The sequence below is a fragment of the Brevundimonas sp. genome (assembly GCF_041648055.1).
Lineage (GTDB): Bacteria > Pseudomonadota > Alphaproteobacteria > Caulobacterales > Caulobacteraceae > Brevundimonas.
Window position 1 is genome coordinate 1 of record NZ_JBAZPS010000002.1, and the last position, 17,877, is coordinate 17,877.

A 17,877-nucleotide genomic window follows, 5' to 3' on the forward strand; every position below is an offset into this window, starting at 1 on the left:
TGAAAGATGCTCTTGGCGAGATCCAGACCAACAGTGCTAACCTGTCCCATGGACGCCTCCTCGAGTGTTGTTCAACACCCTCACTCTGGCACATCGATGCCGTCGGGGGGCGTCCACCCCATCACCCTTAGCGGACCCTGAGAGAGTCCGCTTTCGGGAGTTGTGCGTTTGCTGCCTTGGGGGCCTCCAAGGAGGGCGCAATGGCCCAGACCGATCTCTTCAGCTTTCCTCAAAAACCCTGGAACGCTGGCCGGGTAGTTGGTGCAAAGGCACCGCTGAAGCCGAAGCACATTTGGGGGATACGCCAGCAGCTGAAATCTACAGGGCGAGTTCGCGATCTAGCGATGTTCAACTGCGCCTTGGACGCGAAACTGCGAGGCTGCGACCTTGTCGCGCTGCGCATCGGTGATGTGGTGCAAGGCGGCATTCTTCGCGCGAGATCGGTTGTCGTCCAACAGAAGACAGGACGCCCTGTCCCATTCGAAATAACGTCACCTGCACGCGACGCCCTTGCCCGTTGGCTAGAGATACGTGGCGATCATGCATGCGATTGGCTGTTTCCAAGCCGCATGCGGGAGGGCCAGCACATCAGCACCCGCCAGTATGCACGGCTCGTGGACAGTTGGGTTCGGACGATTGACTTGGACGTCGGCGCGTACGGCACCCACAGCCTGAGAAGGACGAAGGTCGCGCTGATTTATAAGCAGACCGGCAATCTCCGCGTTTGCCAGCTACTTCTTGGACACGGAAAGCTTGAGAGCACTGTGCGATATTTGGGTATCGAAGTTGACGACGCCCTCTCCCTTTCGGAGCAGATTGAGCTCTAGGCACTCATCCCGAAAGCGGACTCTCTCAGGGTCCGCTAAGGGTGGAAAGCGGACATTGTCTAGCCGCCCGAGGGCAGACATTCAGGTCGTCACCTGATCCGGGCCGACACCTAGTCCTCGTTCAGACAGATGCCCAGCTCCCCATGAGGCGTTCAGGCCCGTCATACTCTGCGGCGGCGCGCGTTGCTGTTTGTGCGCTGAGAAGCGGCAGCGACGCGGAACATCTCCCGAAGGTTCACGTTCGTGAATCTCACTTTGGGAGGATCAACATGACCAGGATTTTTTTTGCCGGTGTCGCTTCAATCGCGCTGCTGACAGCCTGCAACGAACAAGGGGCATCTCCAGCAGTCGACGCAGCTCAGGATGCAGCGTCGGCTCCCGTCGGCCAGACTTCGGCAGCGACGATGGGCGGCAACCTCGTGAGCGCCTACGTGCCTAACGCCGCTATGGGCGACATGTATGAGATACAAGCCTCAGACATAGCTCTGGAGCGCTCGACAAACGACCAAGTCAAAGAACTGGCTACGATGATCAAGGCTGATCACACCGCAGCCTCCACCAAGTTCAAAGCGACGGCCCCAGCAGCTGCGCCTGACGTCACCATGCCAACTTCGCTGGATGAACGTCGGCAAGGCCTGATTGATAACCTGCGATCAGCGAGCGCTTCCGACTTCAACAGGGTCTACCTGGACCAGCAAATTGCCGCCCACCAGGAAGCCATCACACTGCATCGTGGCTTCGCAGACAACACCGACGCCCCGGCGCTGGCTGCACACGCCAGAGAAGTTCTGCCCAAGATCGAAGCGCACCTTCGACAAGCCGAAGAGCTCAAGGCAGCAATGTAATCCTATCGATAGCCAAAGCCCGTCGTCCCAGTGGGGCGGCGGGTTTATGGTTGAGGCGCAGCCTTATGTCCCGATCCTTAAAGCTAAAGTGCCACGTCAGATTTGGTTGGCGTGGCCTTTGCTTCGCTGAGTTGTTTAGCCGCCGTCCTGCACTCTTTTAAGAGGTCGCTCCTGACGCTGGGCAGTGACAGGGACGCTACTTCTACGTTGTTGTACCCTTCGCTCTTCAGCGCCCGGTCAATGTCCCTTGAGACTTTGAACCGTCCCGAGTTTGCGAGCTCGAAGGCTCGCTCCATCGCCGGTTTGTGCATTGCTATTCCTCAGTGTCGGGCGATCAAGTGCTGGACGACGGGATCCATAAGCGAGGCGATGACTTCCAGGTCGAACGCATCTTGTGCTTCGGTCAGGTCCGCCAACACCATCGGCTGGTTCCGACGCATGGTCGATATGCGGTAGTGACAGCCATTGGCCTTGCCAAAGGACTTCGGCTCACCAACCTCGAAAAGCTTTACCCCTGCCTCTTCGCGCAACAGTTTCCTAGTCGATGCCATGACGTCACCTCCTTGAGCGGAAGATCATCACAGGGATGCGCCTATGTCGAATCTGCCGGAACCTCAGGCCGGTTTCGCGCACTGTCTATGCGGAGCCGGCCCGGACCTTTCCCCCCGTTAGCCTGGGTCGCTCCGCTTCTGATAACCGATCCTTAGACCCCCGGTGCCTCCAGCGCCGGGGGTCTTTGATTGGTCGCTGTCGCGATAGCTGCAAACCGGACTCTTGGGATGTCCGCTTTGGGTGGTGAGCGGACGTTCGTTAGCGGCTTCCGCCCTGCATCGCTGTGGTGAATTCGGCGTCCAGTGTTTGGAATTCTTGAAAAAGCGCGTCGCAGGCGGAGCGTTCTGCATCGCAGCGCATAGATCGCTTCATTCGAAGTGCACCCCCGTCTTCATATAGTTCCCGACAAGAAACTGCCGGATACGCTGGCTCCGTGGGCAAGGTGGCGACCAGTTGATATCTGACAGGATCGCCCCCTTCGAATATTTCGAAGCGGTCAGAAGCGATCGGCACTGCCGTAAGGTCTGCGGATTGACGAGCGGTCGCGAGGAGGTCAGTGGCGTCTGCCCCCACAATCCCACACATCGCGGCCGATCCATCTGCAAATCGATGGACTCCCTCGGGAACACTCTGCGCGGAAGTTGGGGAGGGGGCACCCATAAGTAGGGCAACTGCCAAGACCAGCCTGTTCAATATAGCCTCCCGCGTCGAGCCCATCTTACCGTCCGGGTTGGGGAGCACAATGTCCGCTTTGGGTCGAAATCAGCCCTTCACGCCGAGCCGCATAGCCGACGCTCTAGCCACGCGGGCAGCTATCAACCTAGCGGCAGTCGAAGCGTGCCACTTAGCGCCGCGAACAGTGGCGATGCCCTGTCGGTTGAGCTCGGCTGCCACAGCCGAGGGCTTCGTGTGTCCGGCAGCCATGATCGCAGCCACAACGGGAGCGAGCTCGCGATATCGAGTGGCCGTTCGGCGCGCACGCGCCCGCCGAGCTAGCGTCAAATCTCCTGCGTATCTCCCGAGCGCTCCTTCAGCACGAGGATTGCCCAGTCCCTTCACAGGTCGTCCGCTTCGGCTGGATAGGTGTGTCTCACCACGAGCGATCTTGTGTTTGATTGCGGCCAGGGCCTCGGTTGTTCTCCGCGAAATCATCTCGCGCTCAGCCTGGGCGATCACGGCGAGCACGCCGATGGTTAGGTCATTCGCATCCGGGACATCTGCAGCCAAGAACCGCGCACCGCTGTCTCTCAGGGTCAGCAAGAATGCCGCGTTACGAGACAGCCGATCAAGTTTCGCAATCACGAGGGTCGCCTCAGTCAGCTTCGCTCTGGCCAGAGCCTTCTTCAACACGGGACGGTCGTCGCGTCGGCCTGTTTCCACCTCGGTGAACTCGGCCAAAATTGACATTCCACGCCGCATTGCAAGTTGCTGAACGGCGTGTCGTTGAGCGTCTAATCCCAGACCGCTGCGCCCTTGGGAGGCCGTGCTCACTCGGTAATAAGCGATAGCTTTCATCGACGTTTCCCGACCTACCTCACGGCAAATGAACGTTTGCCGAAATGGCCGGGGTCACCCGAAAAGAGCGTTCGGGCAACGAGGCTGGGCGGAGGCCTGCGCTTCGTCAGCCCTGCGCCAAATGCAGACCTCGGCGGTCCCTCTCGATCTCGGACGATTAGCCTCCAGCAATGCCATGTGGGTGCGGGTTTCTGGTGTCAGTTACAAATCAAGCGACCCTAAAGCGGAAAACCCTTCGAATTCATCATATTTTTCAATGGGGTTTTCTTGGCTTGAAAAATGGGGAAGGCACGAGGTAGAAGACTATATAAATTAAGCAGTGTGACATGGTGAGTGACGACGTCGTTCAGTTTCTGAAGAAGCATGGTCCTTCCCGCGCCGGCAGGATCGCAGAGGCGTTTGTCAAAAAGGGCGCGAGTGCCGAAGCGGCTCGCCAGAGAGTCTTCCGAACGCGAAGTGGCATTCACCGATTCCCGGTGCAAGTGTTGCCCAAGCGCGAGGCGTTCCTCTATCTGCATTCGCAGCGCAGCCAAGAAATTTTCTGGGCCAATCTCATGCGAGATTTGCGCGAGACGAATTCCGTTTTTGGCGCAGCGCTCGATGGAATGGCCGCAAGAGGTGGCTTCGTCACCGAGAGCGAGTTTGCTGTCATCAGCGCCGCCTACGCCTATCCGCAACGCGGCCAAGTGACGTCACATGCGCTCGCGAAGTCGATGCTCGCGGCCGACTTCATCCGACAATATCGCAACGAAGAGCTGGGGAAAGGATACCTTCTTTGCCCAGGGCTTGCCCTCGGCTTGGGGGAAAAGGATGTCCGCGCCCGTCGTACCGCAGAGCGCGTTTTGATTGATGCGGTCAGAGAGTGGGCGCGGAAAATTGGCTTCGCCGGTTACAACTCGATTTCCGTGCGCGGCGAGGAGCGGCTGACACCAATCGGGCCGTTCTCATACGACCTGGCCGGGCCAAGCTATCTTCTCCCGTTAAAGCGCGAGAAGCAGGAATTCGGCTTCCTTGTCGCTGACGTTTTTGTCGACCGGGTGATGACCGTGCACGACATCCAGTATTTCATTCGTAAGGCGCGCATGACGCGATCAGCGTTGCCGAGCGCGGGGGTCGTCTCGATCCTTGTCGCTGAGCGTTTCACGGGGGAAGCGCTGACTGCCGGTCACCGGGCGGGCATCATGCTGGCGACGCCTTACGATTTGTTCGGGCGTCGCACCGGGGCGGCCCTGGCCTCTCTCGTGGAGACGTTGAAGAACGCTGCTGCTTATGCCGCATCGAGTCCGAAGCGCCTTCTCGACCTTGTCGACAATCTCAGCGACATCGAAGGCCGCGCGGGTAATCTGCGCGGCATACTGTTCGAGCTGCTGGTCGCCTATCTCGTCCGCCGCAATGCCGCGTCCATCGACATGGGCATCATCGCGCGCGACCCCGACACCCAAAAGCCCGTCGATATGGATGTCATCGCATTCAACAATGCGGGCAGCGACATCAGGACCATCGAATGCAAGGCGAAGGAGCCGGGCGGTGTGCTGACCTTGGCCGAGGTCGACGAGTGGCTGACGAAGATCGCCGTGATGCGGGCGCACTACAAGAACGATCCTTATCGACGCGAGGCGAAACTCCAGTTCGAGCTTTGGACAACCGGCACGATCGAGGCCGATGCGCTCGTGAAACTCGCGGCCGAGAAAGCCGCGCGCACGCGCACGCCGATTGACTGGAAGGATGGTCAGGCAGTCCTTGCCGTTGCCAAGGCGGACAAGGAGAAGGGCATCACGGACGCGTTGTACCAGCATTTCATCAGGCACCCCCTTGTGACGGTTGCCGTCGAAGGAAGAGCGAGCGGTTTGGTCGTGCCGTCTGTGTTTCCTGACCTCGACACCGAGCTCGGCGGGGGCGCTGCGAGCCGTCCCAAGTTGACTGCCTTGTCGCGCGACAATCTTCCGATGGTGGCGATGCCGCTGTGGCGAGATCGTATCGACGATTTCGGAGATCTGGACGAGGACTAGCGCGGCTTCGGGCGATGAAAGTCTCGCACGTGCCCACCTCGGTCAAATAATGAAAAGCGGGCTTGGCCGCGCCCTAGAGACGACCAGCATGAGGCTGCGCTTTGCGCGGCTCATGGCGACGTAGAGTTTCGCCCTCGCTGCCGGAGTGCTGGAAAATGATGATCGGTCGCAAGGCATAAGCATGACGTTGTCAAATTCTAGCCCCTTGGCCTTGTGGATGGTACTGATTGCTTTTTCAGGCAGTATCGGGCGTGTGTGAGTGCGCCACCTAGCGATCTCCGCGAACCCTTCGTCCGGATCGTCGAAGCCGGCGAGCTGGATCGCCTCGGCCAACTCCCGGGCGTGATGAATATGGACATCGGCAAACGACCTCTGGGAGGCTCTTAGCTCGCGCAGCCGGTTTAATGCGGCCGCTACGCCTCGATGATCAGGTCGTTCGACAATGGCGCGGGCCATCGACTGGACGAGTTCAGGCTTGCCTCGGCGCTTGCCGGTACATCCGGTCTCCGCCTCTTCGATAAGTATCTTGCCCTGATCGCTGAGGGTGAAACCTGACCCGACTTTCTGCAAAAACGAAACGGTGCCGCGCGCCAGCGCGCCGGGATTGCCAGCGTTGTCTCTGGTATGGACCACCAACGCGGCCATGTGGTCGCGGACATGTCCCTCCCAGAGCGGGATCGAGCGCCCAAAGAACGCTCGAAGTGCGGTGCAGGTGTCGTTCGCTCCGGTCAGAACTAACATCTGCGGAAGTCTGCTCCGGGCGTATATCGGAGGCGACAAACGCCGGTCCACACTGAACCCCAGAGCTGTCTGGGCGGTATTGTCTGCGTAATGAACGGTGAGCCCGCGCGGCAGCACGCCCGTAAGATCAATCTGCCCGCCAGCTTTGAGGGCATCCCTCGCATCCAAGATCCAGCGTCCAAGTTCAGGCTCTCCGCTGTCCCACCTGTGCGGATAATCAAGTTCTTCAAACTTGCAGGCCGACCCCTTCAGGTTGACCCATCGCGCTTCTGCCTGAGCGATCTCTGCAGTTCTCGCGTGCGACCCATAGATTTGCTGCATCGGGTCGCCAAAAATCCGTAAGCGCGAGCCAGCGCGATGAAGGCTCATGATGATGGCGTGTTGGTCCGCGCTGGCGTCCTGATGCTCGTCGCAAATGATCATCGGGTATCGGTGCGCGAGGCTGGCCGCGATGAAAGGGCTTCGCGCAAGTAGAACTGCAACTTGGGCTGCGAGTTGGTCGTAGCCGTCGTTTCGCCGTGCCCATGCTCCAACGTCGGCAGGTAGACCAAGAGCCTTGTGATAGGCCCCCGCGATCTCTGTGATGAGACCATGGATGGTGCGGATTTCAGTGGAGCTGCCGATGCCCTTGGTTCGGTGCGCGAACACATCGCACGCTGCGTTCGTGTGCGTGAGGATCAGAAGCCGCCCGCCCCCCAAAACTGGAGCGGCGTCTCGTGCGAACTCAGCCCCCTGATAAGTCTTACCGCAGCCACCCGGCGCTTCCACGACAACTAAGCGCGCGGAAGATCGAAGAGCCTCTGCGACCGACGCATCGCTCATCAAGCTACCAATTCAATGTCTTCTAGATCGACGGTTCGCCGGACAGCATTCACGAATGGCAGGAGTTCATCAGAGAGTTTTGGCCAGATGCCCAAGGCGAAGACTTTTTCGGCCAGTTCCTTCCCGCCGTCGCGGGTTTTAAACCACCGCTGACCATGCTTTTTCCAAGCCTTCTTGGTCTCCTTGCTCGCTTCAGGATCGGGATGCGAGGCGCCGGTGGCCGCCTCAATGATGAGCTGTCTGAAGGCGGGACCATTTTCCCGAAGAGCCACTGTCGATGTGTTCGGCAGACCCAGCCGGTCAGCCATTGTGCGCAGACGTTCGCCCGCGTCTCCGTCGGGATCACGGATGAACTCTTCCAACTTTTCGTCTGGAATATGCGCAATGACGTTGGCTTCGAGGCAGCCCGATTTCCATCGGAGCAATCGGTCGCCTAGCTGATTCTTCACACCTGCCCAGCCAGTGCCATCAGTACCTTCGTCGTCCGCAAACCCGCCAAACGTCAACCGGCTTTTTGTAAGTGCCTGAAGGACGGCCAGCGTCTCTGTGTTGCTACCGCCGTCGCTCACCCAAAGGCCATGTCGGCGAATGTCACCACCAAGAGCGCGGGTCAGCAGTTCGGTTACGAAGCCGACTTCCGTCTTGCCTTCAGCGATGATCGCCAACCTAGCGAGGAAGGTTTCTGGGTCGCGGGCTCGCTGAGCGGCTAATGAAGATGGAAGGTGACCGATGGCGCTTGTGGAATCGACGTACCAGAGATCGGCACCCTCCGCCGCGCTCACAGCCGCGGCGCTGTGGGTTGTCACGAACGCTTGTGAGGGGCTGCTGATCAGCTCTTCGACCAAGACGCGCTGGCGGTAGGATTCTAATCCCCGTTCGATCTCGTCGACCACCATAATCGGATGTGCAACTTGATGGGCGTTGGCAACCTCCAGGGCGGCAAGTCGTCGTGTGCCGGCACCCCAGCTGGAGAGTGGTAGATCTACTCCGTCCTTTTCGGAAGTCAGGCCGACCAAAGCGCTTAGGGAAAAGCCCGGGCCGCCTACAAGGCCCAGCCCTAGAACGCTTGGTAAGTTGCGTTCTTGGAACCGCTCGCCGAGCGCGTCCAACGCGTCCTCTGCCTCCGGCTTTAGCGCGCCTTCGATGTCGCTTTCTGCAACCTTCTGACCCAGCTTTGCCCGAAGCGTTTTGTCGTTGAGAAGACGCTCCAGCGCCGAACCCTGAACAAGCCTCAGGTCTCGATCATTCCGATCATCCCCGGTTAGCTTTACGACCCCGATTTTACGACGGACTGCCACCGAGAAGTGGTCAAATGTATCATCGGGTTGACCGATCTCGTAGACCAGCTCGAAGTCAGGCGAGCCGGTTACGCGAACGCAGTAAACGGGCTCTTTTGGCGACGGATCGCCTGCTTCCGTGGCCGGAAGCTTCGGGTTCTCTCCATCCCATTCCCAAGGCCAGACCGCATTACGTTGTTCGGCAATTCCAGTCGCTAGTGGGAGCGACATTGTCGCGGCTATCTGAAACCCTTGATCGTTGTCCCGCTGCCAATAATCGGAGTCAGACAGCGCCGTCGCATTGGTCGGGTTGAGAAGCAACGCGATTGCCTCAAGGATAGTAGTCTTACCGACATCTCCTCCACCGAGGAGGATGTTGACTCCCCTGGCGGGCCGCCAAGTCAAACCCTCAATCCCGCGAAACCGTTTGATGGTCAGCAATCGAATAAACGGCACATCGGCCGCGATCTGAGTCTCTTGTGTCGACATAACGCTAGATCACCCGATGCCTGCGCCGCATGAAAATCCAGTCGAGTAGGCTGTCCTGAGTATTGCACGCCCTCTCGCCTATAACAGACGTTTTCACTGCCGCTTTGAGTCACATGCGGCGATCAATCAGACGATCTCTGTGCCGCGTTCGTCGAGCCGCACGATGGTCGTGCCGCCTCCGTCCATTGCACCATCCGTGAGATCGTCTCGCAACTTCGCTTCGATCTGCTTCGTCAGGAGTGTCGAAACATCACCGTCGAGCGCCGCTTTGATTGCGCTCCGCTCAATGCCGATGAAGCGCGGTGACAGCTTCAGACGTTGCAGCGTTTCTTGGTCACTGACCGAGATGTCCTGTTCGGCAATCACACCGCCCCGAGTGACGAACCCGCCGATCAGGTCGTCAGACAGCTCACCGGCCGCCCCGTCGCCGCGGCGGACCGTTTTACTCTCGCCACTGTCGAGCAGGGCTTCGACGCGAGTACGAGCGAGCGCCTCACGGTTTCGGAACGATGTTTCTGCCAATTCATCCAGAGCGGAAGCGAGCTCCACATGACCGAGAGGGCGAAGGAGCGACGCCATGTGCCGTCGTGCGATGCCTACGCCCGCTTGGGCAAGTTGTTCCTCACTGACATCCTCACCCTCTTCGATAGGGTCCTTCACTGCCAGGATAGGCTGAGATGGGCTGCCCAAAGCTAGGAAACCCCATCTTGTCGCGATGGCGTACCGTTTGAAGCGTGCTCTACGGCCGCCGATCTGGATTTCGACTCTCTCTGCTTGGCGGTAGGCACTGGCGAGGATACGGCTGGGACCCGCGGGAGCATGCGTGCCTTTGGCTTCAACTATTCCCATGCCCATGCGCGGGCTCCAGACCGCCCAGTCTGGGAGATCACCCCTGTGCCTCGGCCGCCGCACGACAAGAGCCCGGCTCAACCGATGCAGGCGCATCGGGGGACTGTGGATGTGCGCAAAATGGGTGAAGTTCAGATAGCGGCTCGCGTAAGCGCGAGCGACGAAACGGCCGAAGAGACCGGAGATCGCAGTCTTTACCTCCCGTGACTTTCCGAGGGTTTCGCGAAAGACGAAGTCCGGATTGCCCGGATCAAGGAGAGGATCGAATAGCCCCCAGTGGCCCACCGGCGCACCCGGCGTTTGCAGAATCTCGAGAAGACCCGCGTTCTCGATTTCGATTGTCGAGAGCGCGCATGTGGAACCAACCGGGTCTGCAGCGGCCGGATCAAACCGGTGGATGAAGTTTGGCATGTCAGTCCCAGAGCTCCGGTCGCAAGTGCGCTCTCGCGAGGCATAAAAAGTCCTCAGTCTGAGCAGCTGTGAGACGCGTCCTGATTGACATCGGAAAGTCGTCCAGTGGGCGAGTACGTCGTGCACCGAGCCCGGACTTGAGGGAGTTGGCACCCGCGCGCGGCCCCCGGTGCAGATAAACGGCGGTCGGTTGCAAGCTCAGACGATGACTGAGCCTTAGCGCGATGTCGTACACTAGCAGCGGCTTGCCATTTTTAGGGAGACTCAGGGCTCGCTCAACCGCCTCATAAAGCTCGTGAAAGCTGGTCACCTGTGAGAGCTCAGCCTCGTGAGAGGCGAGCTGCTTTGCGAGCGCGTTTAGATCAGCTTTCGAGAAGGTCCATTGATGAGCGTCACGTGTCGTCTCGCTGCCAAGGGTGAACAGTGCTCGCTGGCACGTGTGCTCAAAGGAGAGTGTTGGGTCTCCCCACCAGAGCGCCTCACGTTGACCACGATCACCCCGCTCTTTCAGAAATAGCTCGACCATCTCTTTCAAGGACCGACATCGACCGAACGAGAGCGGTCCGCAACCAGATATCGGCACCTCGGTTCTACAGCTCACCAGACCCTCTTTCGGACCGCCAACGCTTCTATCTCATAGCCGACTTGCCACGCCGCCATGACCTGAACACGTGCAGCGACGACTCTGTGTCAGAGGATCGTTTGATGCACCCGCTCAGCCAGGAAATAGAGGCCCTGGATGGTGCAAAACAGCACACTGGCTGTGATGAAAGTTAAGAGAGCCACGAATGACAGGCTGACCACCAGAGCGGTGTGCTCAAGCAGTTTGACGTCATTAAAATCGGCAGCCCAGGTCGCGACGCTAGGAGCAATCAACGCCGCACCTACGCAGATGAAGAAACCGACGAATGAAATCACTGTTAGGTAGGCGAACAAATAGCAGAGGAAGACTCTCAGGCTGATAGGCAAGTTGTCTTCATCTCCGTTCACCACCATCGCCACTGTTACGCCGGGCAGCTCCTTATCTAGGTCACCGCCGTTAAATGTGGCGACCGCGGCGAGGGCGGCAATGAAGAAGCCGGGCAATGTAGCGAAAAATCCGGCCATGTAGTCGGCGGCCGATTTGTCGCCAACGAGATCAACTCGCTCAGGCAAAAGCACGTAGGCCAGTAATGCAATCACTGTCACAGCCACAGGCCAGACAAGGCGGTATAGACCGAGGCTAGGACCATCAATCGTCATGAAGGCGAGCGGGCGGAGGAATTGATAGCGCTCGCTCACACGGTTCTCTCCTTTAACAGAAGCGTGGACATGAGATCGGCGAAATGGGTCACGATGGCGTCGGCAGAACTATTTTCAAGCATAGGCGTAATCCCGGCGAACCTGCGAGAGCGGATATACGCCTCGCCAATGACCTTGCCCGTGGTGGTATCAACGTCGACGTGGAACGATTTACCACCCTCTTCGGGTTGGACGTAAATTCGCGCCAGCGGGAATTCAGCGTTCTTGGACGCGATGTCTGTGAACAACGTCTTCCAACGCTGCCCTTTCGGTATGTCCTTCGACACGCTTACGTCCATCGAGTAGTTGTTGACGTGTAAGAATGGACTTTGGCCCAAGACCTGTTTGCCTTGGGGAGCGATCAGTTTCAGGCCCGAGACTTTGCCTGTTTCTAAATCACTCAGGAACTGCTTCGAGGGGTGCCCTCCAAGCACGATGTGAGGGACATACGTCTTCGGCTTCTGCTTGATCCCGCCCGCCTTCACAAAGGTGAAGAGGCTATCATCTGCCTTGCATAGAAGCCGAATAGCCGTGTTGAGAGTGGACTGGATCTTCGCGATCGACACGCCAGGAATGGCTTCGATAAGGGCTAGATACGTATTCGGTTGTCCCTTCTGCTGCTTGAGCGACAGGACGATGTGAGCGGAATGACCATTACCCTCGGGCTTGGCCTTGGGCAGATGCCTAGCAGTTTTTGCTTCGTGGTCCAGATAGGTCTGGTTCGGAGCATTTTTGTCTGACACCTCGATCAGCAGAGTTGCGACGTCGTCAGGCACGATCGAAATGTCTTTGATGATGGATGTGATCGAGCCCTTCTCGAACTCTTTGGCCGGAAATTTTGGGTTGGCATGGGCGGTAGCCCAAAGCGCGACTAGTGCCGACAGCGGAGGAAAGGGAGCCTGATTGGTCCGGCGTTCAACGATCACGTCAAAGAACAGAATATCACGGGCGTGTTTTGATGCTGCCATAATAGCCTCCCTTACGAAGCCATCCGCGGCCCGCCAATCCCAGACGGAAGCTAGCTTAACGCATGAAGATTCACCAATGAGTAGAAGATACCTCATTCTCTGACTTCATAATTGGGGCGGATGTACCTATTATGTTCTGAAGCGCGACGATCTCGTGATCTACGTTTCGCTTAGGAGACCAATTGCAGCCGATGCGCGTAAGGCAGGCAATGCGAAGAAGGCGAATGGCGCGCAGGTCGCTGGCGCGGGAGCCGATGCGTTTGCAGGCATAGAACAGTAGCCAAGGTTTTGCCGAGTGGGATCACGCAGGATCAATGTGCCGAGGCGATCAACGACCACTTGCCCTTGAAGTCGTCCTGAGAGATGGGCTATTCGCCCACCGCGCTGTTCGGCGTCGTCTCCTCAAACGTAATCAGTAGGCCGAAAAGCTTTGCCAGCCGGCCTCTAGAAACGAGAGCTGCCAGAGCGGGCTCATTCGAACCTTTCTTGATTTGATCGCAGAGGCCAAACGTCACCAACGATCCTCGCCCGGCTGTGCTGCCTGCTGCTCTTCAGCGTACGCGATGCAGCCTTCTTCAAACGACAAGCTGTTGCCGCCGCAGTCAGCGGGATCGGCAACGCCATTTTCCTCGGCCCAGGTCCAACCAGCGTCGTGGCCTGAGCAGTCATCGGTGCAGCCGTATGGTGCGCCCGCGTCCTGATAGCCGGAACTGACATATGGCTCAGGCGAACCATAATCCGTGGCCGGATAATCGACGGTCGGATATGCTGGATATTCCGTCTCTGGCACTTCGATGGTGCTGAAACTGGAGTAGTCGGTTTCGACCTCTTCTGGCGTCCGATCGCGGGTGCATTGCCAAACGACGACCGCGACAACCGCAATCGCTATCCAAGCGCCGCAACCGTTGCCGTTAGCGCTCATAGCCAACTAGCCACGCCACCATGCCCTGAACACGTGCCGCGACGGCTCTGGGAGAAGCTGTATGTCCCGTCACGACAACGAGCTGTTGCACCCGATGGAATGTTGGAAGTGCCTAATAACCCTTGCGCTTGACCGGCTCTTGGACGGCGCGGCGACGGAATGCAGTTGCCAGCCGAATTGCGATAATAGCCCGAGCCACACGACAGCGCTTCGGCCGGGACAACGCCAACAAACACCGTCGGCATCGCCAGCGCAAAACACACTAATAGGATTTGAAGCCGCACAAGCCCTCCCCAGGACGCCTCCAACCTATCCGGCAATCATCAGCACCTGTCTAGCCTCTAGTTGTGCAAGGCATCTAAAGGCTATTGAAGTGGCCTCTTCGCTTCGCTCATCGGCGCTCCTTCGGAGCAGTCAATGAGGTAGGTTGAAGCTCTAAAGGTCTGAGCTCAGTAAGAAGACTAGCCCTTCTCCCCAACGGGACTTTTACTGAAGCAACCAAAGCAAGGGGATCAGCCCTCCCAGCCTGCGCTGGGAGGGCCAGCCTTATGCGGCTCGGGGGTATTTCCACAGTCGCAATCCTAAGCGACGCCCATCCGCCGTTAGCGACCCCAGGTTCGCCAAAAGGTCCAGCTTGGTCACCGTGAGCAGTTCTGATGGACGGAGGCCCGGCAACTCTTTTGCCAAGGCGGTTAAGGCTGTGGAGACAGGCCCAGACGCCGTCACGCTATGGGGTGTGAAGACCTTCTTCTTCCCGTTTTCAACATCAGTCCGCTTGCAGGGTATCCCGGCAGCGGTGAGTTTCATTGCAAACTGCGCAGCGGTCAGACCATCGCTGTCTTTGTCTAACCCAGCCTCACCGTGGTGCCGGGCGGTACAAAGAACCTTCCGTAGAAGTTTGATGTCGGGGTTTTCGGCGTGGACATAGCCTACGTCGCCACCACTCGCCTTCAAAGCGATCCGCATGGCAAAACCGGTGTAGTCATCCTGGGTCATTATGCAGCCGCGCTGTGGAGCCGATGCCCCACCCTCGGCGCTGCCAGCTTTGTTGACGGCGCGATAAGCGTCGAGTTCATCACGCACAGTGTTAAACTGTTCGACCGTATCCCACGGCATGCTGCTCCACGAGACGTGGCGGTATTCGCCGACTACACCGCTCCCGATGGCCTCAGGTCGGCGCTTGAAATCGTATTCCATGCCGAGCCGGCGCGTGTAGTGCCTATCGACCAAGTCGTTCTTATCGAGAACAATGTCCCGTACGCCCGTCAGCGACTTGATAAGAACCGTCGTCGTCGGAGTTCGGGTCAGGAAAAGCTCCACGATGTGTTCGTTCTGCTCGGCAACCGTTTGACATTGAGCAGGCGTGCGAATCCCAGCTTTTGCCAAGACGTAGTTGAACGCTGGCTCATCGGCCTTTGGCTCTCCAGGCTTTAACGTCGCCTGCCCTCTGGCGCGCCACCCCAGGAGCTGGCCCGTCTGATGTTTGGCCTCAACGATCTGGCTTGATCCAGCGATTAGCATCCGCGCTTCGCGATAGGAGGTTGCCAACGTTCCAGTGCTCGCGGCGTCGATCTGGTCTTGCGTTGCCGTCGATAGGAAGCCGTCCGTCGTGCAGCTAAAAACCTGCACCTGCACGGGCAGGGCGTTCATGATCTCGGCCAAGATCGCACGCACGTAGCCCGTTACGAATGCCGCGAAATACGGATTGGTGATCAGGCTAGGTTCCAGGGGCTTCATCGATGAATCTGACACGTTGAAGACGCGTTTCACCCGGAGACCTTGAGCGAGCTTGCCGTAAAGGCTGTTGACCAACTCTTTCCAGAATCGGTTCTCCAGTGACCCCTTGGCGTGCTTGTTGCGCTCCTTGATTGCGTCTTCGACGAAGGTACCGAACGGCCGGATAGAGGTTGTCAGCCAGGGCACAACGGCACCCTCTTTGACCGTCACCGTTGCACCGAGTTCAACCGCAAGAGCGATCTCAGGGGCTGTGCAATAGCTGCGACCGCGACGTGGAAAGATGATCCCCCGATCAGTGCGGATGGGCAGGCAAGGAAATCGCACCGACACAGGAAACTCGAAGTCGACAAGCGCCACACCCAAGACCGAGTGGCTGAAATCCGATAGCTCCGGCCGCAAGTTCATATTGTCCCAGTCCGGATAGCCGATCAGGGACATGGCGGTCGGATAGGCGTTCGATAGGTCGAAATCGTTCCAGACCATGGGAGGCGATGACGCGGTCGGCACCAAAGGCCTTGGTGCGTGCTGTAGCCAGGTCGCTGCTTGGGGCTGATCCGGTCCTGGACCAAACCAGAATTGCTCACCTCGCCCGCCATGGTATGCCTCAATGGCTAGGGCTCGCCTCAGGTGCACGAGCTCCCGATCCACGACCGACTTCTTCTTAAAGACTCGCCCAGTCCGATCATCGAACGTCCGCCCCTGAACCTCCTCAAGGCCCAACACTTGCAACGGTTCGATGGCCTTATGGCGAACCCACATTTGTTCAAGGCGTTTCACCCCGATGCCGCTAAGGGTGAGCGGAACTTTCGCCGTGCCGATGGTCTTTCGGCAAAGCTCACGCAAATGTTCGTAATAGCGCACGCATATCTCCGCATCGGACAGGGCGTAGCGCTCAAAAAGATCGGGATCTGTAGCTAGCACCAAGTCCATACGAGACTTGATCGCGGCCTCGTCCTCAGGGTCCTCGGCAAGCTTGATCTTGGGCACACCGACAACCTCGCCGAGGTCTTCAAGACGCTTTGCGCCTTCGGCAGTCAGAAGATACGTGTCACGGATCGAGACCTTCAGGTCGATCGGCCCGGTATCCAACGCGTAACGCAGCTTGAGCGGTTGCAGAGTGACGAACACGCCTCGAACCGCGTCCAGAAATGGAGTGAGTTGATCGAGGTCTTCCAGCATCGGCATGTCAGCACGGCTGAAGTGGCTGATGAGTTCAATGCGGCGCGGCACCTTTGTGACGTGGCCCATCTCAACGCCCCGGCAAACCGCAAAGCTGATTACTTCATCGAGATGAAAGCGGTCGTCGGCGGTGACGGGATAAAAAACGCCTGACCACTCTTTGCCATTCTCGGGGCTCTCCCCGTCCACCAACCGGCAATGCACTTGGTATGACACCGGCGTGGCTTTGCCTTTGCCAGCTTTAAGGTCGTCTCGAGAGGTCAAAGGCGGAGGGACGTATTCGGTGTCAAAGCCAATCACGAGGCAAGCGTCCTCACCTCGACCGCCACTGACATCAGACGCCTTCCGTGCAGAGCCTTTGGGGGGTTTCGGAGGGGTTCCGTAAAAGTAATCTTCCCTCACCCCAATTGGGATTTTACTGAACTCTCCAGCGATACGAATGCGGACTTCAGACTGAGGGCGGGCGGCAGTGTAGAATTGGGTCTGGCGGCTCATGTGGAGCTCCTGAGGTGTCTCGAATGGTGTGGGGGGCCGCCGCTGTCATCACAGATGACGAGACGGGCGGCCTCAGTGAGCGAGGGCAGCGGTTTGGCGGGCCGCTACGTCTGCTCTGCCTGCTGCTGAAATTTCCTGGACAGGATCAGCACTGAGCCTGCTCCCCACTCTTCGCCCGAGCGTCGATGCAGTCTGACCCTCTCAGCGGGATCAGAACCAAACGTTCTGTGGCGGGCATTGTCCCCGTCCCAGCGTTCTGCAGCCTTGCCGAAGCGGTGGTTAAGTTGGCTGGCGATCGAAGCCTGGGTGGAGATGAAGGTCTCGGGATCAGTGCAGCGCAGGTAGACGGCCCAGTGGGTGAGCCTCTCGCCATCTACCTTCATCGCTACGTAGAGCCGGTCACCTGCTAGGCCTTGGCGCACTCGAGCGCCCCAATAGTCACCACACAATTTGAGATCAGCGAACGTCTGCTGCACCTCGACCAGGGGGGTCGTAGGCGTGACGATGAAAGCATTCCGGATAAAGGCGTTGGCAGAAGCCATAGGGACGTCGAAGTCGGACGTGTGAAGGCCTTCGAATTCTTGGACGACGTCGACCGGGGCCTCATCCGCACTGGTGAGAATGTCGGGCGATGAGCGGCTGGATCGCGGCTGCTCAGCTGGATGGGTCTGTGAGGGTGAACCAGCGTTTTCGCGGTACTGGGCAACCGCACTTTTTGCCGGCCCGTCGGGTGACAACGGCTTAGCGCTCATGTCTGAGCTGCCGTCGACTACGGTGGCAGAGCTCTGGATCCTGGGGTAGGAAGATTGATCGCCGATCGGCTTGGTTGACCTAATCAGGCCGACGTGATTGTTTGCCGTCGCTGCGGTCGGGTCGCACAGCTGAATGGCTGATATGTCGTTCGTTGTTCTGGTCATATTTGCCTCTGGGGTGAATAAGAGGCAGACCAAGTAGACGG

The 17,877-nt window shown here is 58.5% G+C and carries 14 protein-coding genes; 3 read left to right on the top strand and 11 right to left on the bottom strand.

The window, feature by feature from the left end:
* Positions 1 to 200: 200 nt before the first annotated feature.
* Positions 201 to 827 (top strand): tyrosine-type recombinase/integrase, encoded by a 627-nt coding sequence (locus tag WC585_RS06250; protein WP_373256816.1) that lies wholly within the window; start codon positions 201 to 203, stop codon positions 825 to 827.
* Positions 828 to 1,096: 269 nt separating this feature from the next.
* On the top strand, positions 1,097 to 1,672 hold the full coding sequence (locus WC585_RS06255) for a DUF4142 domain-containing protein (protein WP_373256817.1): 576 nt from the start codon (positions 1,097 to 1,099) through the stop codon (positions 1,670 to 1,672).
* Positions 1,673 to 1,992: 320 nt separating this feature from the next.
* Here the strand turns inward: WC585_RS06255 and WC585_RS06260 are convergent, their stop codons facing one another.
* A complete protein-coding gene (locus tag WC585_RS06260) occupies positions 1,993 to 2,223 on the bottom strand; it encodes a hypothetical protein (RefSeq protein ID WP_373256818.1) in 231 nt (76 codons plus the stop codon).
* Positions 2,224 to 2,986: 763 nt separating this feature from the next.
* Positions 2,987 to 3,739, bottom strand: coding sequence for a recombinase family protein (locus tag WC585_RS06265; protein WP_373256819.1), 753 nt, complete (start codon positions 3,737 to 3,739; stop codon positions 2,987 to 2,989).
* A 326-nt stretch (positions 3,740 to 4,065) separates the two neighbouring features.
* Between WC585_RS06265 and WC585_RS06270 the strand changes: the two genes are divergently transcribed.
* On the top strand, positions 4,066 to 5,748 hold the full coding sequence (locus tag WC585_RS06270) for a hypothetical protein (protein WP_373256820.1): 1,683 nt from the start codon (positions 4,066 to 4,068) through the stop codon (positions 5,746 to 5,748).
* Between the two features lie 42 nt (positions 5,749 to 5,790).
* Here the strand turns inward: WC585_RS06270 and WC585_RS06275 are convergent, their stop codons facing one another.
* The 9 genes from WC585_RS06275 to WC585_RS06315 all read right to left on the bottom strand — a co-directional run bounded on the left by WC585_RS06275 (position 5,791) and on the right by WC585_RS06315 (position 17,836).
* On the bottom strand, positions 5,791 to 7,311 hold the full coding sequence (locus WC585_RS06275) for a UvrD-helicase domain-containing protein (protein WP_373256821.1): 1,521 nt from the start codon (positions 7,309 to 7,311) through the stop codon (positions 5,791 to 5,793).
* On the bottom strand, positions 7,311 to 9,077 hold the full coding sequence (locus tag WC585_RS06280) for an ATP-dependent endonuclease (RefSeq protein ID WP_373256822.1): 1,767 nt from the start codon (positions 9,075 to 9,077) through the stop codon (positions 7,311 to 7,313). Before WC585_RS06280 ends, WC585_RS06275 begins: the two co-directional genes overlap by 1 nt.
* Before the next feature lie 126 nt (positions 9,078 to 9,203).
* Positions 9,204 to 10,337 carry a hypothetical protein gene (locus WC585_RS06285; RefSeq protein ID WP_373256823.1) on the bottom strand — a complete coding sequence of 378 codons (1,134 nt, stop codon included), beginning with the start codon at positions 10,335 to 10,337 and terminating at the stop codon, positions 9,204 to 9,206.
* Positions 10,338 to 11,027: 690 nt separating this feature from the next.
* A complete protein-coding gene (locus tag WC585_RS06290; RefSeq protein ID WP_373256824.1) occupies positions 11,028 to 11,618 on the bottom strand; it encodes a hypothetical protein in 591 nt (196 codons plus the stop codon).
* Complete coding sequence (locus tag WC585_RS06295; protein ID WP_373256825.1) at positions 11,615 to 12,586, bottom strand: hypothetical protein; 972 nt, start codon at positions 12,584 to 12,586, stop codon at positions 11,615 to 11,617. The genes WC585_RS06290 and WC585_RS06295 overlap by 4 nt, the downstream gene beginning before the upstream one ends.
* 511 nt (positions 12,587 to 13,097) lie before the next feature.
* Positions 13,098 to 13,508, bottom strand: coding sequence for a hypothetical protein (locus WC585_RS06300; protein WP_373256826.1), 411 nt, complete (start codon positions 13,506 to 13,508; stop codon positions 13,098 to 13,100).
* Positions 13,505 to 13,792: a DUF3761 domain-containing protein gene (locus tag WC585_RS06305; protein WP_373256827.1), complete on the bottom strand. Its 288-nt coding sequence runs from the start codon at positions 13,790 to 13,792 to the stop codon at positions 13,505 to 13,507. Before WC585_RS06305 ends, WC585_RS06300 begins: the two co-directional genes overlap by 4 nt.
* A gap of 262 nt (positions 13,793 to 14,054) precedes the next feature.
* A complete protein-coding gene (locus WC585_RS06310) occupies positions 14,055 to 16,919 on the bottom strand; it encodes a hypothetical protein (protein WP_373256828.1) in 2,865 nt (954 codons plus the stop codon).
* 104 nt (positions 16,920 to 17,023) lie between these two features.
* The gene (locus WC585_RS06315; protein WP_373256829.1) at positions 17,024 to 17,836 is read right to left on the bottom strand and encodes a hypothetical protein; all 813 of its coding nucleotides are present in this window, start codon (positions 17,834 to 17,836) and stop codon (positions 17,024 to 17,026) included.
* Positions 17,837 to 17,877: the final 41 nt, after the last annotated feature.

What these genes read in the sequence shown, in the direction of transcription:
- WC585_RS06250 (WP_373256816.1), top strand. Translation starts at nt 201, where the DNA reads ATGGCCCAGACCGATCTCTTCAGCTTTCCTCAAAAACCCTGGAACGCT.
- WC585_RS06255 (WP_373256817.1), top strand. Translation starts at nt 1,097, where the DNA reads ATGACCAGGATTTTTTTTGCCGGTGTCGCTTCAATCGCGCTGCTGACA.
- WC585_RS06260 (WP_373256818.1), bottom strand. Translation starts at nt 2,223, where the DNA reads ATGGCATCGACTAGGAAACTGTTGCGCGAAGAGGCAGGGGTAAAGCTT.
- WC585_RS06265 (WP_373256819.1), bottom strand. Translation starts at nt 3,739, where the DNA reads ATGAAAGCTATCGCTTATTACCGAGTGAGCACGGCCTCCCAAGGGCGC.
- WC585_RS06270 (WP_373256820.1), top strand. Translation starts at nt 4,066, where the DNA reads ATGGTGAGTGACGACGTCGTTCAGTTTCTGAAGAAGCATGGTCCTTCC.
- WC585_RS06275 (WP_373256821.1), bottom strand. Translation starts at nt 7,311, where the DNA reads ATGAGCGATGCGTCGGTCGCAGAGGCTCTTCGATCTTCCGCGCGCTTA.
- WC585_RS06280 (WP_373256822.1), bottom strand. Translation starts at nt 9,077, where the DNA reads ATGTCGACACAAGAGACTCAGATCGCGGCCGATGTGCCGTTTATTCGA.
- WC585_RS06285 (WP_373256823.1), bottom strand. Translation starts at nt 10,337, where the DNA reads ATGCCAAACTTCATCCACCGGTTTGATCCGGCCGCTGCAGACCCGGTT.
- WC585_RS06295 (WP_373256825.1), bottom strand. Translation starts at nt 12,586, where the DNA reads ATGGCAGCATCAAAACACGCCCGTGATATTCTGTTCTTTGACGTGATC.
- WC585_RS06300 (WP_373256826.1), bottom strand. Translation starts at nt 13,508, where the DNA reads ATGAGCGCTAACGGCAACGGTTGCGGCGCTTGGATAGCGATTGCGGTT.
- WC585_RS06310 (WP_373256828.1), bottom strand. Translation starts at nt 16,919, where the DNA reads ATGAGCCGCCAGACCCAATTCTACACTGCCGCCCGCCCTCAGTCTGAA.
- WC585_RS06315 (WP_373256829.1), bottom strand. Translation starts at nt 17,836, where the DNA reads ATGACCAGAACAACGAACGACATATCAGCCATTCAGCTGTGCGACCCG.